Source organism: Flavobacterium salilacus subsp. salilacus (assembly GCF_004634195.1).
GTDB classification, from domain to species: domain Bacteria; phylum Bacteroidota; class Bacteroidia; order Flavobacteriales; family Flavobacteriaceae; genus Flavobacterium; species Flavobacterium salilacus.
The window spans coordinates 42,185-59,451 of the sequence record NZ_SKBP01000006.1 but is presented as its reverse complement, the minus strand read 5'-3'; the positions used below and the strand labels follow the sequence as shown (position 1 = coordinate 59,451).

The following is a 17,267-nucleotide window of genomic DNA, read 5'->3' as shown; positions in this document are numbered from 1 at the left end:
ATGGTTAAAGTTCCCGATGTATGTGCAATATTTCCTTAAACTACTTTTTTATGGTATTTTTAAATTCGGTAGGGGTAGTAGAGGTTTGTTTTTTAAAAAAACGACTGAAGTGTGAGGTATCTTCAAATCCGGTTTCGGCAGCAATTTCTTTCATCGATTTATCGGTATAATACATTAATCTTTTGGCTTCGGTTATCACCCTTTCCTGAATGATTTGCAAAGGTGTTTTTTTGCCATATAATGCAAATACATTAGCCAATGTTTTTGGCGATTTATTCAGCGCAGCGGCATAAAACTGTACATCGTGATGGGTACGGTAGTTTTGTTCTACCATTATATTATACTCTCGGTATAAATTAAACTTGGTGTCATCTTCATTTTCAGGGGCTATATACTGTTGTTTTGCCAATCTTGTAATGGTAATAATGAGCCTTACCAATAGCAGTCGAAGCATTTCGCCTTGTATAGTATCTGTAGTTTCAAATTCGTCCTCAAAAATTTGTAACAAGGACGTTATTTTATCTTGCTCTTTTTCATCGAGTTGTATAAACATCATTTGAGATGAGCCGTAGAATATAAACCCCACGCAGCTTACTTCTTTGTCGTGGTCTATTATACAGTAAAAATCACGGTTAAACTGCCAGGCAACAATATCTTTGGCATTTTCAAACCGAAAAGTTTGGTTTACCATTAGTGGTAAAATTGAGTTGGCAGGAAAATCATATTCCGCTTCATCAATCATTATTTTTTGTGCGCTCCCCCTGTTCCAGGCAATAGTAAGTAACTTATCCTTCCTGTCACGCGTAAAGAACAGCCTGTCAAACTCTTCATTTCCGTCTATAATACGAAAATCGGCATTGGTTTTATTATCTTTAAAAGTTAAATTCATATAAGCCCAAAAAAGTTATAATACTACTTAGTGGTATAAACTAATAAAAGGATTTGTGTAGCAAATCCTTTTATTAGTTTATTATTATTTTAAAATTTAATTGCCGGGCTGCGCACTCTCCAGCATTTCTATTTCAAATATCAGGTTAGCATTTCCGGGTATTTTACCTCTTGGGTTTCCTCTTTCTCCATACCCTAAATGTGCCGGTATAAATATAATGGCTTTATCTCCTATAGACATTTGCTCGATACCTTCTATAAAGCCTGGTATCATTCCTGCTTTTGCTCCTGTTTTAAAAGGTATGGGTTTATAAAAACCTCCGGCATCTTTTTCGGGAATATAGTTACCAAATTTTTTGGCTACCTCTACGATACTTGAATCGAACAGAAAACCATTATCCAGAAAACCTGAATATTCTAAATTAACTGTTGATCCGACAGCAGGTTTTTCGCCAGTGCCTTTTTCTGTAATAATATAAGTTAATCCTGAGTTGGTCGTAATACCTTTGGCTTTCATTTCGCTGAAGTAGGCCATTTTCTCGGCTTTTACCTTATTAAAAGCTTCTTCTTTTTTCTTTTGCTCTTCTATAGCTTCTTCAAGTGTTTTTTTGAATATTTTTGAAGCTTTGAAATTTTTGGCATCGCGCCCTACACGGATTATTTCAACCGATTTCATATCATCGCCTTGCTCTATCAGGTTTACCACATCCATACCGCTTATTACATGCCCGAAAACAGTATGCTTTCCGTCAAGGTGGGGGGTAGCTTTGTGTGTAATGAAAAACTGGCTGCCGTTTGTGGCAGGACCGGCGTTAGCCATTGACAGGATACCGCCTTTATCATGCTTTAAATCAGTTATTTCATCAGGAAATTTATAGCCAGGCCCGCCTGAACCATCTCCTTTCGGGTCGCCGGTTTGTATCATGAAATCTTTTATAACACGGTGAAATTTATGCCCGTTATAAAAAGGTTTTCCTTTATAATCTTTTTCAACCATTTCATTTTCACCCTCGGCAAGGCTTACAAAGTTTGCCACCGTGAGGGGAGTTTTTTCAAACTCCAGCATTAATAATATGTTTCCTTTATTCGTTTCAATTTTGGCATACAAACCATCTTCCAGTTTTTCGTATGATTGTGAATTATCTGTGTTATTGCAAGAAAATAAAAGAGCAATTACACTTAAAAAAATACTTGTCATTGGTTTCATTTATAAGTTAATTATTGTTTTTTTACTTCATTTTCCGGTTGTATATCATGTAGTGTAACGGTACATACCAAAGGCTGGTTTATGCCAATTTTATTATTATCGCCATGGTAGCCGTAACCCATGTTGGAAGGAAACAGAAAAGTAACCTTTTCTCCCTCTCTCATTAGCTTTATACCGCTGCGCAGCCCCATCATTATATTTTCTTTATCTACATAATACACTTGTGGTTTTAATTCTGCTTCGCTATATATAATGTTGCCGTTCAGGTCTTTTACATCATAGTCAAAGTAAGCCACATCGCCTCTTTTAGGTTTTAAGGTATCCGTTGTATTCTCTATTTCATAATGATACCAGTAACCTTTATCTGACGCAATATAATCAATATGCGGATTACTTTTAATGATAGAATCTATAAGTGCTTCTTCTTCGGCAATAAGTTTTCGGTTACGCTCTACCGATTCGTTTATAAATGCAGAACCCGAAGATTGCGATACGGGTCTTCTGGCTTGCTGTTGCTGTGAGCATCCGGTAAGTATTATACCTATTAAAAACAGCATTGTAAAAAAAATCTTCTTCATCTCTCAATCAATTTTTATGTTTGCTAAAGTAGCAATAAATTTTTGTATAGTGCTTTCTAATGATTCGGTTGATCTGCCACCGGCGGCATTAATATGTCCGCCCCCGTTAAAATACTCCCGTGCATATTGGTTTACATCAAAACCATCTTTAGACCGGAAGGATATTTTTATAATACCTTCGTCTTTATTTTCGGTAAAGAAAGCAGTAAAAACGATATCCTTAATACTTAATCCATAATTTACAACGCCTTCGGTATCGCCTTTACTGTGCCCCAGTTCGGATAATTCTTCCTGACTCAGGTAGCTGTATGACGTTTTATATTTCGGCAGCACTTTCATGTTTTGCAAAGCTCTTGCCAAAATATGTATCCTGTTTTCCGAATTGTTATCAAACAGCATACCATGTATTTTGCTGTTGTCTATACCAATATCTATAAAGTCAGCCACGATACGGTGGGTAGTACCTGTAGTAGAGGGGTAGCGAAATGAACCCGAATCGGTAACAATGCCGGTGTACAGGCAGGTGGCAATAGTTTTGTTTATAGTATTGCCTTCGCCCAGTTGATGGATAAAATGATATATCATTTCGCAGGTAGAACCATAGTTGGTGTCAGAGAATGTATATTGAGCATAATCATCAGGCTTTTGATGATGATCTATCATTATATACGTTTTCTCCAAATTTTCCAAAACACTCTGCATAGGGTCACCGGTACGGCTAAGGGTATTAAAATCGAGTGTAAAAATTATTTCGGCATCTTTTAACAGCTTTACAGCCGTATCATTTTCTCTTTCAAAAACAGTTACGTTCTCTGTACCCGGAAGCCATTGTAAAAAATCAGGAAACTCATTAGGAGAAATAACAGTAGGCTGATGTCCCTTTTGTAGTAAAAAATGGTATAATCCCAATGTAGAGCCCATTGCATCGCCATCAGGGTTACGATGCGTGGTTATTACAATTTTTTTAGGAGAGGCTAACAATATTTTAATCGCCTCTATATCTTCTTTTATCATCATTTTGCGAATTTACACCTTTTTCCCATATGCCCGCTATGTGCAAAATAAAAGGCTGCATAAGCCAAACGCTTTATACAGCCTTATAGTATATACTATTATTGTAATTATTCTCCCTTATTTTCATAGTTCAGCATCCAGCTTATGCCAAACTTATCAGTAAACATACCAAACAATGGCGCCCAAAAAGTTTTCTCCAAAGGCATGGTTACTCTCCCGCCTTCCGATAGTCCGTTAAAAAGGCGGTGAGCTTCTTCTTCGCTATCAACATTAATTGATATTGAAATAGTATTACCCACAGTAGTCATGTGGCTATAAGAGTTCATTACATCACTCCCCATAAGTAGGGTTTCTTTACTGATAGGTAATGATACATGCATTATTTTATCCTGTTCCGCTTCCGGTATCTGATATTCCGGAGAAGATGGAGTGTCTTTATAATGACCGATATATGGAAACTCGCCACCGAAAACAGATTTGTAAAAGTTGAATGCTTCTTCGCAATTACCTTTAAAGGTGATGTAGGGATTAATTTGTGCCATTTTTTATTGTTTTGTTTTATGCAATGCTAAAATTTAAACGATTCTAAACATCTGGAAACATTAAAGTAAAAACCTTCCAGTTGATAGGGGTTTTCCGCAAGCGTCAGGTAGTCATACTCACCATCAATAAGCGATTGTTTTCCACCAAAATCAAACCCAAGCAGGTTCAATATTTCATACTCATTTAAGGTATTAATTACATAAAAGCAGGTTTCTTTTTCAGTACCGTCGCCACTGCTTAGTATAGCATCTATAATTATAGTTGCCTGTACACTTTCCTTTTCCGCTTCGGCATCTTTGTCCAGTTCGCGAAACGAGTAAATACGATATTCCTTTATCCGTAAACTAAAAGGGTATTGTTTTAAAATATCATCGGTATATTCAATAATTTTTTCAAAATCTTCTTTCTCCGCTTTTTCTTTTTGCAATATTTCCTGCAACTTGTTTTGTTCCTCAGCCCTGCCATAGGGAGCATACTCCTCCTGAAAAGAATACCCGTAATACAAATGCCTTCTTTCTTCAAGCGTCATAGTACTGTCAGCACGATTATAACGCTCAAACAGCTTATCGAAATAGAATGCAGACTTTTTGTCTTTTACATTTTTTTCAATAACAGCATAGTCCGGTGCCGTAAATTCATGATTTTGAGCATATACGAAAGCACAAAACATAAGTGTCAGTAGTGTGGCATATTTTTTCATGGTGCTGGATGTTACTTATTTTAAAGATAATAAAAATACTGTAGTTATCACATAAAACGTGTTTTATCAAATTTTAATGTTATAAAAGTGATAAAAAGAGAGGAATAAAAATTAAAAGTGCGTTTTCATTTATCGATTTTATAGCTATTTTTGCACATGCAACACAACGTACTAATTTTAGATTTCGGATCGCAATACACACAACTAATTGCGAGAAGGGTTCGCGAGTTAAATATATTTTGCGAAATTTTCCCCTACAATAACCCTCCAACTGATTTATCATCCTATAAAGCTGTAATACTATCGGGCAGTCCCTTCTCGGTAAGGGCAGAAGATGCTCCGCACCCTGACCTTTCAGAAATTAGGGGTAAGCTGCCGCTGCTTGCCGTTTGTTACGGTGCGCAATACCTCGCTCATTTTCATGGCGGAGAGGTTGCTCCCAGCAACATACGCGAGTATGGCAGGGCTAACCTTTCTTATGTTAAAGATAACGAGCCGTTTCTTGAAAATGTTCAGGCAGGCAGTCAGGTATGGATGAGCCATAGTGACACTATTAAACAACTTCCCAAAAACGGAGTGAGGCTGGCAAGTACCAAAGATGTAGAAAATGCCGCTTACAGAATAGAAGGCGAGGAAACGTATGCCATACAGTTCCACCCTGAAGTTTATCATTCTACAGACGGTAAGCAAATGTTGGAAAACTTTCTTGTAAAAATAGCCGAAGTACCTCAGAATTTTACTACGGATACTTTTGTAGAAGATATTGTACAGGAATTAAAAGATAAAATACAAAATGATAAAGTAGTACTCGGTCTTTCGGGCGGGGTAGATTCTACCGTGGCAGCAGTACTGCTAAATAAAGCAATAGGCACTAACCTGTATTGCATTTTTGTAAATAACGGCTTGCTCCGTAAAAACGAATTTGAAAGCGTATTGCACCAGTATAAAGATATGGGCTTGAATGTGAAAGGCGTTGATGCGTCTGACCGTTTCCTGTCGCAACTGGCAGGTATTGAAGACCCTGAACTGAAACGTAAAACCATAGGTCGTGTATTTATAGAGGTGTTTGATGATGAAGCACACCAGCTTACTGATGTGAAGTGGCTGGCACAAGGCACTATTTACCCTGATGTTATCGAATCAGTGTCCGTAAAAGGACCTTCGGCAACCATAAAATCGCACCACAACGTAGGTGGATTGCCCGATTTTATGAAGCTGCAAGTGGTAGAACCACTGCGTATGCTTTTTAAAGACGAGGTACGCCGTGTGGGAGCAACGCTTGGTATAGACCCGGAGCTGCTCGGCAGGCATCCTTTTCCCGGCCCGGGATTATCTATAAGGATATTGGGCGATATTACTCCCGAAAAAGTGCGCGTATTGCAAGAGGTTGATGCTATTTTTATTGAAGGATTGAAATCGCACGGACTGTACAACCAAGTATGGCAGGCCGGAGCAATATTGCTTCCTGTAAATAGTGTTGGGGTAATGGGCGACGAGCGGACGTATGAAAAAGTAGTTGCACTGAGAGCCGTAGAATCTACCGATGGTATGACGGCTGACTGGGTACACCTGCCCTATGATTTTTTGATGAAAATATCAAATGAGATAATCAATAAAGTAAAAGGTGTAAATAGGGTAGTGTATGACATTAGCTCTAAACCGCCTGCTACTATCGAGTGGGAATAATTTATCCTAATGTTTTATATAGACAATGTATAGACAAACCAATTATTTAATGATAAAATAGGTTGGTCTTGTACTACCTCTTGTTTCTTTTTACTAAAATTGCAAAAATATATCTACACCCCCCTACATAGATAAGAATAAATTAAAATTTAAATCCTAATTGTTGAAATTTAATAGAAGTATTAATTTTTATTAAATTTTTGGCTGTAATAAGTAATTATTCATAAATGAAAAATAGTTTAGTTGCATTGCTGACACTTGGTTTAATGTTCAGTAATGCTGTAGCGGGACAGGAATCATCCACTCTTGTTTCCGCAAAAAATGTGGCTGAAGAAGTAATAAACCACAGAGTCGCTTTAGGCGAGACCATTGTACTGATTGCAAAAAAATATGTTATACGCCCATCGGATATATATGAGTTTAATCCCGATGCAGTTGAAGGTATATCTCCGGGTAGTATTTTAAAAATTCCTGTTGGCAGAAGTATGTCCGTCAAAGATCATACAAAACCAAAACAACAACAACCGGCGGTAAAAAAAGATACGGTAAGCAAAACACTTAAAGCAAACCTTCCTGTACAGCAAAATCATACGGCAACGGTTAATGATGTATTGCCACAGTCAGCTACGGTAACACCTATTATTGTCGAGCCTGTGCCCACAGAAGCTATTGCATTGCCCGGTAACGGAGTGTTTGAGGTGAAACACCAAGTAAAGTCAGGCGAAACATTAACAAGTCTAAGCAGGCGTTATAATACTACCGTTAGCGAAATTACAGATGCTAATAAAACAAAGTTGCGAAACGGATTACAGATAGGGCAGGAGCTTGTAATACCCGCAGGACCAACACCGGAAACACTTGAGGGAGTTATAGTTCATGAAGTAAAATCGGGCGAAACTTTAACAGGACTTGCCAGAAAATATAACACAACCATAGAGGTAATTACCGAATATAATAAGCGCAAGTTAAAGCACGGTCTTCAGGCAGGGCAAAAGCTGAGTATAATGCCCGGACAGCCGGAATAAGTGAAGTTTCCACTTATTTCAGGTGCAACCGTTTGTTGCTAAGGGGTAATATAAATTCTTAATATAAAAATAAAATTTGTCAATAAGTCGTTACAAAAGTTAACTTTGTAACGGCTTAATATTTTATATAAATACAATGAAAACAAGGTTAATTTTATTATTCGCATTCATGCTATTCTCAACAGTAGCTTTTTCTCAAGAGTATAAAAAACATACTGTGGTTAAAGGCGAGAACATAAAAAGCATTGCAAAAAAATATAAGATTACACCTTATGATATACAGCGGCTGAATCCTGATGCCAAAAATGGTATTAAAGAGAATATGGTGTTGCTCATACCGGCACAGCTTCCGGTATCGCAACAGGTTTCGCAGAAAGAACAACCCAGTAAAGTAGTAAACACTATACATGTATTACAACCATCAGAAACATTTTACAGCCTTTCTAAAAAATATAATGTAACTGTTGAAGCAATTGAAAAAGCAAACCCCAACACAAGTATAGATGACTTACAGATAGGGCAGGAAATAATTATCCCCATAAAAGGCAGTACTGTTGCAGCACAGGTTAAAAAAGTTGAAAAAATTGATGCCAAGAAAGATGTGGATGCCTACATATACCATACTGTTGTTGCAGGAGAAACAAAATACTCCATAGCACGCGATTTTGGTATGACACTGCAAATGCTTGAAGAACTTAACCCTGAAGTAAAAGATATACTGCCATTGGGCTATGAGCTAAAACTGGTTGATAAAAAAGTAGTTAACAATCAGATAGTTACTGCGGTTTCTGATTATATGATATATGTAGTAAGACCAAAGGAAACGTTTTATAACCTGAGTAAGAAAACAGGACTTACCGAAGAGGAAATTATAGTCCTCAATCCTGAAGCAAAAGAAGGTCTTAAAGAAGGAATGCAATTAAAACTTCCTAAAACTACTTCTGTTACTGATACAATACCAGTAGCAACCAAAAGAAAAGCAGTTGATTTGACTAAATCCTTACTAAGAACAACGCAGAAGGAAATAGCTTTGCTTATACCGTTCAATATGGAAAGGGTAGAAACTGATACTGTAAGATCGCAATTACTCAGGAATGATAAATTTTTAAACATAACCCTCGATTTTTATGCAGGCGCACTTATAGCTATAGACTCTGCCGAAGCATTGGGTTTACCATTACGAGTAAAGATACTGGACACAAAAGAAACCAGAAACACATCAGATATTGCAGCTATAAAAAACAGCCTTTATACTACTGATGCGGTAATAGGTCCGTTTTTCCCAGATAATGCAGAAACAGCAGCAAGTTTATTAGGCAATGTGCCTGTAATATCACCGTTATCTAAAGAGTATGGAAAGCAGTACCCTAATTTATTCCAGTCCGTACCATCTTCAGATGATTCTAAAAAAGCATTATTTGATTATTTAGTTATGCAGGGAGGAAACATACTGGCTGTTATCGACTCCAAAAAAATAAGTTCTAAGCAGTATTTAAAAGAGAAATACCCTTCTGTAAAAATAGTACCTCTTAATCCTGACGGCACCATTAATGCAGCCACATTAAAAGGGCTGTTGATAAAAGGCAAAATAAATTATGTTGTGCTGGAAACAGAGCGTTCGGCAATGGCGATAAATACAACAAAAATTCTTGAAGACGCTCTTGACAATTATAACATACAACTTGCAGTACCCGAAAACAATGAAATATTTGAAACAGCCGAAATACCCCTTAGCAGGCTTACTGCTTTGAAAATGATGTATCCGTCGGTAACCAATGATGTTCAAACACCCGAAGAAGCCCTGTTTATAAAAAAATTCAGGGAGAAAAACGGGTGCGTCCCAAATCAGTTTGCCACAAGAGGCTTTGATGTAACCTTTGATATTATACTGCGACTTTTTCAACCTGAACCCTTTACAGCAGTTATGGATAGCGTAACATCCGAGCAGGTAGATAATAAATTTTCATACAGAATGGAAAACGGAGGTTATCGCAATACAGGTGTATATATCATGCATTTTGACGAAAATCTTACTGTAAAACAGGCTGAAAAAACAACCGTTTCGTTACCTACATCACAACGACAATAAATTATGACATCAAAAGTAACCTATCTCGGCGATTTAAGAACATCCTCCGTACACCTGCAATCAGGGAGCGAAATTATATCGGATGCCCCATTGGATAATAACGGTAAAGGCGAAGCCTTTTCGCCTACCGATACTGTAGCCAATGCGCTGGCAACTTGCATGCTTACCGTTATGGGGATAAAAGCACGAGATATGGGTGTGAATATGAACGACTCGACAGCAGAGGTTACAAAACACATGATAGCCGACCCCCGCAGGATTGGTAAGATAGAAGTGGTGTTTACCATGAAATCGGATGCAGATGAAAAAGCAAAAACAATATTAGAAAGAACCGCTTTAACTTGCCCCGTACACCAAAGCCTGCATTCTGATATTGAAAAAAATATAATTTTTAACTGGTAAAAGTCATAATTGCTTGGAACAACCTTCGCCCGAACAGCAAAAAGATTATCTTATAAAATTAGCACATACTAAAATGCCTTTCGGTAAATATGAAGGACGTTACCTTATAGATTTGCCTGAATATTATGTAGTATGGTACAGCAATAAAGGCTTCCCGAAAGGACAACTGGGGCAGCAGTTACAACTGGTACATGAGTTAAAAGTTAACGGGCTTGAACATATAGTACGTACTATTAAAGCACAATATCCTAAACCATAACTCACTAATTGGTATAGGTAACAAGGCACCAATTATTTGTATATAAGGGTATTGATACATTAATTAATCGTTACATTGATTAATTGAAAAAAGGATTGATTAATTTTTGTACTTTTGCCTCGTTTTTTACAACTACTACAACACAACAACAAGCATTATAATGAATCAAACAAAATACATTTTTGTTACAGGGGGTGTGACCTCTTCACTCGGTAAGGGCATTATTGCCGCTTCTCTTGCAAAATTATTGCAGGCGAGGGGGTACAGGACTACTATACAAAAATTTGACCCTTATATAAATGTAGATCCCGGTACGCTTAACCCTTATGAACACGGAGAATGTTATGTGACTGATGATGGTGCTGAAACGGATCTTGATTTGGGACATTATGAGCGTTTTTTAAATGTACCTACCTCGCAGGCTAACAATGTTACTACAGGCAGAGTATATCTTTCGGTAATAGAAAAAGAACGCAGAGGCGAATTTCTTGGTAAAACGGTACAGGTAGTACCCCATATTACTAATGAGATAAAAGACAGGATGCAACAACTGGGGCATTCCGGCGATTATGATATTGTAATAACAGAAATAGGCGGTACGGTAGGCGATATAGAGTCGTTACCGTATATAGAATCAGTTAGGCAATTAGTTTGGGAGCTTGGCGAAAATAACGGTATAGTTATCCACTTAACGCTCGTGCCGTACCTTGCAGCAGCAGGCGAACTGAAAACAAAGCCCACGCAGCACTCGGTAAAAACATTGATGGAAAGCGGTATAAAGGCCGATATCCTGGTTTGCCGTACAGAGCATGAGATTTCGAGTGACTTGAGGCAAAAACTGGCTTTATTCTGCAATGTAAAACGCGAAGCGGTAATACAGTCTATAGATGCCTCTACCATATATGATGTACCCAACCTGATGCTGGAGGAAGGACTGGACAGAGTCGCACTTAAAAAGCTGGACTTACCTGAAAAAAACACACCGGACTTAAAGCAGTGGAATGAGTTTTTGTTTAAACTTAAAAACCCGAAGCATACAGTAAATATAGGTCTTGTAGGTAAATATGTAGAATTGCAGGATTCGTATAAATCAATACTGGAAGCTTTTATACATTCAGGATCTTATAACGAAACTAAAGTTAACGTTATCAGTATTCATTCAGAATATATTGATAAAGAAAATATAGACGAGAAGCTGAAAGGGCTTGACGGTATTGTGGTAGCTCCCGGTTTTGGAGAGCGAGGCATAGAGGGTAAAATAGAAACCGTGCGTTATGCAAGAGAAAACAACGTGCCGTTTTTAGGTATCTGTTTAGGTATGCAAATGGCAGTTATAGAATATTCCAGGAACGTACTGGGGCTGAAAGATGCCAACTCAACAGAGATGAATGCGAGTACCAACAACCCTGTTATCAATATTATGGAAGCACAAAAAAGTGTAACCGATAAAGGAGGAACAATGCGCCTTGGTGCATGGAAATGCAGTTTGGAAGAAGGATCGCTTGCTAAGAAAATATATGGTGTTCCCGAAATACAGGAAAGGCACCGCCACCGTTATGAGTTTAATAGCCAATATAAAGAAGCATTAGAAAAAGCCGGTTTAAAAGCATCGGGTATAAACCCGGATACAGGATTGGTAGAAGTTGTGGAGTTGAACAATCACCCGTTTTTTATAGGGGTACAGTACCATCCGGAATATAAAAGTACAGTAGCCAATCCGCATCCGCTTTTTGTACATTTTGTAAAAGCGGCTGTGGCAGGTAAAAACTAATTGTAATTATTACTTGGCTGAAAATCAGATAGAGAAACAATTTTTTTAAAATATAAATGGAAGAAAAGAAATTTGACCTTAAAACGCTACTTGGATTCGGTTTAATAATGGTACTCCTGTTATGGATGATTTATAACCAGACATCTAATACCGAGGCAGAACTGCAGGAGAAAGAAAAGCAGGAGCAAATAGATAAAGAAAAACAACAACAGGTAACAGAAACAACTGCTACTGTAGAAAAAGATACCACAGTTAATGATTCGGTAAAAGTTTCGGAGTACAAAAATTCTCTCGGAGCATTTGCTTACAGTGCAACGTTGCCATCTGCAAAAGATAATGTAACCGAAATTAAAAACGGACTTTTATCATTAAACATTGCTAATAAAGGCGGTTATATAGTATCGGCTACCTTAAATAATTTTGAGCAGTTTCATAAAGATTCAAAAAGAATAGTAAAACTGATTGAAGATAATAATGCCAATCTTAATCTGCAATTCCAGACTAAAGATAACCGTATTTTTAATACAAAAGAACTTTATTTTGAGCCTGTATTGAGTAACGAAGGCGAAAATCAGGTGCTTACCATGCGCCTTAAAGCAGGACCGCAACAGTATTTAGAATATCGTTATGTATTGAAGCCTAATGAGTATATGATGGATTTCTCCATCCGCACACAAGGACTATCTGATATCGTGAATACTGCTAAACCAATGGATTTGGAATGGCAGCTAAAAGCTTACCGTAATGAAAAAAGTGTTTCCTATGAAAACCGATACACCGAAATGGTATATGAGTATGAAGACGGTAAGGATGACTATTTAGGGCAAGGAAGCACAGAAACAGAACTTGCCGAAGAGGTTACTTATATAGCCTATAAGCAACACTTTTTTACTTCGGTACTTTTAACGGATACTCCTTTTAAAACAGCCGATTTGAAATCGGAGAATTTAGTTAAGGATGAAGAAATTGATACTACGTTTACTAAGAACTTTGTAGCCAAAATACCATTAGCGTTTAAGGGTGGCGAACTGAGTTATAATATGAATTGGTACTATGGTCCATCTGACTATGATATCCTTAATAAGTATGACAGAAACCTTGATGAGGTTATGCCGTTGGGTTGGGGTATTTTCGGGTGGATAAACCGTTACATATTTATCCCTGTATTTGGGTTATTAAGTAGCTTCATACCTTACGGTATTTCTATTATAATCTTTACAATCTTAATAAGATTATTAATGTCACCGGTTACCTATAAGTCCTACTTATCGCAAGCTAAAATGAAGGTAATTCGTCCCGAAATTACAGAGCTTAACGAGAAGTACAAGAAAGACCCGATGAAAAAGCAGCAGGAAACCATGAAGCTGTATAACAAGGCAGGCGTTAGCCCTATGGCAGGATGTTTACCCGCATTGATGCAGATTCCCGTGTTCTATGCACTATTCCAGTTTTTCCCGTCATATTTTGATTTAAGACAAAAAAGTTTCCTTTGGGCAGACGATCTTTCGTCGTATGACTCTGTTATACATCTGGACTTTTATATCCCATTTTATGGTAACCACGTGAGTTTGTTCCCAATATTGGCATCGTTGGCAATATTCTTCTACATGAAAATGACAACGGGCGACCAAAGTATGGCACAACCACCGCAGGAGGGTATGCCGGATATGAGCAAGATAATGAAGATAATGATATACATCTCTCCGATTATGATGCTTATATTCTTCAACAACTACGCATCAGGACTGAGTTTGTATTACTTTATCTCTAACCTTATTACCATAGGTATTATGTTTGTAATTAAAAATTACATCGTAAAAGAAGATAAAGTACACGCCATGATTCAGGAAAATAAAGCGAAGCCGAAAAAGCAAAGCAAGTTTCAGCAAAAAATGCAAACAATGATGGAGCAGGCGCAGGAACAGCAAAAAACAAGACAAGGCAAAAAATAATTTAAAAAGCACTCTTCGGAGTGCTTTTTTGATGAGGCATATATTTTGCACTACAATAAAAAAACTATATTTAGGGTTAAAATAAAAAGCAAAAATTTTAGTATGAAAATAAAATTTGCAATACTATCGGTTTTATTTATTACAAGTATTGGTGCATGGGCACAGGGTAATCAGTTTGACGATAAAGGGAAGCGTCACGGCAAGTGGGGTGATGTGTATGAAACAACCAAACTGCCCCGTTATGAAGGTACTTTTGAGCATGGTAAAGAAACAGGCGTGTTTAAATTCTATCAAAATGATAAAAACAGCACCCTTATTGCCACGCGTGATTTTAGCGCAGGTAACGGAGTATCATATACAATCTTTTATGACGAAAATGGTAAAAAGCTGAGTGAAGGTAAAGAAGTAAACAGATTGCGCGAGGGCGAATGGAAATTTTACCACCCCGGTAAAGAAGCAATACTGTCAGTAGAGCAATACAGCAAGGGCAAGCTAACGGGAACCCGAAAAGTATATTTCCCCAACGCGGCGATAGCCGAAGAAGCCCAGTATAAAGATGACATGAAAAACGGTACATATAAAAAATATACCGAAAAAGGAATAGTACTCGAAGAGTCGATGTATAAAAATGATGAACTTAATGGCTTGGCTACCTATCGAAATGCCGAAGGCGAAGTGGTGAGTAAAGGACAGTTTGCCAACAATGTAAAAACAGGCGTTTGGAAATATTTTGAAAAAGGTAAGCTCGTAAAAGAAGAAGATAAAACTAACCTGAAAATAGAGCTGATAAGGATAAGAGAGTAATATTGAAAATTGCCGTACCTTTGCAGCAATTTTTTAGAAAGAATAACAATGAAGCGTGTAGTAGTAGGATTATCCGGCGGGGTAGATTCGAGTGTGGCAGCCTATCTGCTTATGCAGCAGGGCTATGAGGTTATCGGCTTGTTCATGAAAAACTGGCATGACGATTCGGTTACCATATCCGATGAGTGCCCATGGCTTGAGGACAGTAACGATGCCCTTTTGGTTGCCGAAAAACTGGGCATACCCTTTCAAACCGTCGATTTAAGCGAGCAATATAAAGAACGTATCGTTGACTATATGTTTAACGAATATGAAAAAGGCAGGACACCCAATCCTGATGTGCTTTGCAACCGCGAAATAAAGTTTGATGTATTTATGAAAATAGCCCTCAGCCTTGGTGCTGATTATGTGGCTACGGGTCACTATTGCCGTAAAGGAACGATAGAAAAAGACGGTAAGGAAGTATATCAGCTATTGGCAGGGGTAGATGGCAATAAAGACCAATCGTACTTTTTATGCCAGCTATCGCAGGAGCAGTTGAGTAAATCTTTATTTCCCATAGGGGAGCTTACCAAACCACAGGTACGCGAAATTGCGGCAAAGATGGAGTTGGTAACCGCCGAGAAAAAAGACTCGCAAGGGCTTTGTTTTATCGGTAAAGTGCGCCTACCCGACTTTTTACAGCAGCAATTACAACCCAAAGAAGGTGTTATATATGAAATAGATGCGGATGCAGATACTTATAAAACAGAAGTACCCCAATTTACATCGGTAAAAGAACAACTTGCCTACGAGGCTAAAAATACAGCTTATACCCCCGAAATGGGAAAAGTGGTAGGCAAGCACCAAGGCGCACACTATTTTACCATAGGACAACGCAAAGGGCTAAATGTGGGCGGTACAAAAGAGGCACTGTTCATTATTGCTACCGATGTAGAGCGTAATGCTATATATACCGGGCAGGGGCACAGTCATCCCGGATTGTTCCGTAAAGCGTTGTTTATACAGCAAAACGAAGTACACTGGATTCGTGAAGATTTAGCATTAAAAGATGGCGAAACTATGGAGGTTATGGTACGCATCCGTTACCGTCAGCCATTGCAAAAAGCAACCTTGCATCAGTTTGATAACGGTATGTATATCTCATTTGATACAACGCAAAGCGCTATTACCGAAGGGCAGTTTGCTGCCTGGTATAGTGGTGATGAACTTTTAGGTAGTGGGGTGATATCTTAAAAGAATATTAATCTATCTAACTATATAAATTATGAACAATAACATTTGGCTACATCGTATTTCTCATCATGCACCAGTATCTTATCCTCTTCTTGATAAAAATTATATAACTATTGGTTTTTCAGATTTTATCTATGACGATTTTATTACGAAAGTATTATCTGCTGGTGAAGGTTGGAAACCAAAATGGGATGTTCTTGATGCAGCTTTTGAAGAACAATGGGGTACGAAACCAAGAATTCGACATAATTTGTGGAGATTTATAGAAGGATTTAAAAAAGGTGATTGGGTAGTAGTACCCAAAACAGGAACATTTTCAGTATATGAGATTATAGATGATTTACCTGATTATATTACTAAAATTGATAGTAAAGATATAATTGATTGGGATGGAAATAGACATTATTTTAAAAATGAACGTTTATATAATGAGAGTCATGTTTTTATTGATTTAGGTTTTTTTAGGAGAGTTAAACCTTTAGAACTAAATGTTTCGCGTTATGACTTTGCAGATTCTCAATTAACTTCAAGACTGAAATTCAGATCTACGAATGCTAATATAACGGATTTAAAAGACAATGTTATAAAGGCTGTTGGAGCCTATAGATTAAATAAACCAATTAGTATACACTCAAATGTCAAAGAAACTTTTGCAAATAGTTTTTTAGATATTCTTAAACAGGAATTAAATCCTGATAAGTTTGAGCTTCTAGTGAAATGGTATTTTGAACGTATTGGTGCATCTGAGGCTTATATTCCTCCAAAGAACTCTGTAGATAAAACAGGTGATGTAGATGTCATAGCTGTATTTGAATTATTGAAAGTGATTATTTGTTGTCAAGTAAAATTTCATGAAGGTAAAACTGATGATTGGGCAGTTTCACAAATATTAGACTATCAATCTAAAAGTCAAGAAAAAAACATGGAAGAGGAGTCTTCGTTAGATGATGATTATTCTAGAGTTAATTGGGTAATTAGTACTAGTGAAACATTTTCTGAAAAAGCGGTAAACGCAGCAAAAGAAGAGAAGGTTCAATTATTTAATGGTAAGAGATTTGTTGAAATGCTTATTGATGCAGGAATTTTGAGTTTAGATAAAGCCTTTAACTAGTA

Annotated in this window: 16 protein-coding genes; 10 read left to right on the top strand and 6 right to left on the bottom strand. The window is 37.4% G+C overall.

Features of this window, described 5'->3' with window-relative positions; all coding sequences use genetic code 11:
* Window positions 1–40 precede the first annotated feature (40 nt).
* The 6 genes from E0W68_RS08920 to E0W68_RS08895 all read right to left on the bottom strand — a co-directional run bounded on the left by E0W68_RS08920 (window position 41) and on the right by E0W68_RS08895 (window position 4,930).
* Window positions 41–889: a helix-turn-helix domain-containing protein gene (locus E0W68_RS08920; RefSeq protein ID WP_135219079.1), complete on the bottom strand. Its 849-nt coding sequence runs from the start codon at window positions 887–889 to the stop codon at window positions 41–43.
* A gap of 96 nt (window positions 890–985) precedes the next feature.
* The gene (locus E0W68_RS08915; RefSeq protein WP_135219078.1) at window positions 986–2,095 is read right to left on the bottom strand and encodes a peptidylprolyl isomerase; all 1,110 of its coding nucleotides are present in this window, start codon (window positions 2,093–2,095) and stop codon (window positions 986–988) included.
* Window positions 2,096–2,106: 11 nt separating this feature from the next.
* The gene (gldI, locus tag E0W68_RS08910) at window positions 2,107–2,673 is read right to left on the bottom strand and encodes a gliding motility-associated peptidyl-prolyl isomerase GldI (protein WP_135219077.1); all 567 of its coding nucleotides are present in this window, start codon (window positions 2,671–2,673) and stop codon (window positions 2,107–2,109) included.
* Window positions 2,674–2,676: 3 nt separating this feature from the next.
* The gene (locus tag E0W68_RS08905) at window positions 2,677–3,690 is read right to left on the bottom strand and encodes a DHH family phosphoesterase (protein ID WP_135219076.1); all 1,014 of its coding nucleotides are present in this window, start codon (window positions 3,688–3,690) and stop codon (window positions 2,677–2,679) included.
* A 104-nt stretch (window positions 3,691–3,794) separates the two neighbouring features.
* Window positions 3,795–4,229: a VOC family protein gene (locus E0W68_RS08900; RefSeq protein ID WP_135219075.1), complete on the bottom strand. Its 435-nt coding sequence runs from the start codon at window positions 4,227–4,229 to the stop codon at window positions 3,795–3,797.
* A 26-nt stretch (window positions 4,230–4,255) separates the two neighbouring features.
* Complete coding sequence (locus tag E0W68_RS08895; protein WP_135219074.1) at window positions 4,256–4,930, bottom strand: DUF4919 domain-containing protein; 675 nt, start codon at window positions 4,928–4,930, stop codon at window positions 4,256–4,258.
* A 156-nt stretch (window positions 4,931–5,086) separates the two neighbouring features.
* Here E0W68_RS08895 and guaA point away from each other — a divergent pair, with 156 nt between their 5' ends.
* The 10 genes from guaA to E0W68_RS08845 all read left to right on the top strand — a co-directional run bounded on the left by guaA (window position 5,087) and on the right by E0W68_RS08845 (window position 17,265).
* Entirely contained in the window at window positions 5,087–6,616 is a 1,530-nt protein-coding gene (gene guaA, locus E0W68_RS08890) for a glutamine-hydrolyzing GMP synthase (RefSeq protein WP_135219073.1), read from the top strand.
* Window positions 6,617–6,843: 227 nt separating this feature from the next.
* On the top strand, window positions 6,844–7,641 hold the full coding sequence (locus E0W68_RS08885) for a muramidase family protein (protein WP_135219072.1): 798 nt from the start codon (window positions 6,844–6,846) through the stop codon (window positions 7,639–7,641).
* Between the two features lie 136 nt (window positions 7,642–7,777).
* Window positions 7,778–9,730 (top strand): LysM peptidoglycan-binding domain-containing protein, encoded by a 1,953-nt coding sequence (locus E0W68_RS08880; RefSeq protein WP_135219071.1) that lies wholly within the window; start codon window positions 7,778–7,780, stop codon window positions 9,728–9,730.
* A 3-nt stretch (window positions 9,731–9,733) separates the two neighbouring features.
* Window positions 9,734–10,132 carry an OsmC family protein gene (locus E0W68_RS08875; RefSeq protein WP_135219070.1) on the top strand — a complete coding sequence of 133 codons (399 nt, stop codon included), beginning with the start codon at window positions 9,734–9,736 and terminating at the stop codon, window positions 10,130–10,132.
* Window positions 10,133–10,145: 13 nt separating this feature from the next.
* Entirely contained in the window at window positions 10,146–10,391 is a 246-nt protein-coding gene (locus E0W68_RS08870; protein WP_225990350.1) for a DUF3820 family protein, read from the top strand.
* Window positions 10,392–10,551: 160 nt separating this feature from the next.
* Entirely contained in the window at window positions 10,552–12,162 is a 1,611-nt protein-coding gene (locus tag E0W68_RS08865; protein ID WP_135219069.1) for a CTP synthase, read from the top strand.
* A 56-nt stretch (window positions 12,163–12,218) separates the two neighbouring features.
* Complete coding sequence (gene yidC, locus E0W68_RS08860; protein WP_135219068.1) at window positions 12,219–14,114, top strand: membrane protein insertase YidC; 1,896 nt, start codon at window positions 12,219–12,221, stop codon at window positions 14,112–14,114.
* A 102-nt stretch (window positions 14,115–14,216) separates the two neighbouring features.
* Window positions 14,217–14,918 carry a toxin-antitoxin system YwqK family antitoxin gene (locus E0W68_RS08855; RefSeq protein ID WP_135219067.1) on the top strand — a complete coding sequence of 234 codons (702 nt, stop codon included), beginning with the start codon at window positions 14,217–14,219 and terminating at the stop codon, window positions 14,916–14,918.
* 48 nt (window positions 14,919–14,966) lie between these two features.
* Window positions 14,967–16,154, top strand: coding sequence for a tRNA 2-thiouridine(34) synthase MnmA (gene mnmA, locus E0W68_RS08850; protein WP_135219066.1), 1,188 nt, complete (start codon window positions 14,967–14,969; stop codon window positions 16,152–16,154).
* A 31-nt stretch (window positions 16,155–16,185) separates the two neighbouring features.
* A complete protein-coding gene (locus E0W68_RS08845) occupies window positions 16,186–17,265 on the top strand; it encodes a restriction endonuclease (RefSeq protein ID WP_135219065.1) in 1,080 nt (359 codons plus the stop codon).
* The last annotated feature ends 2 nt before the right edge of the window (window positions 17,266–17,267 follow it).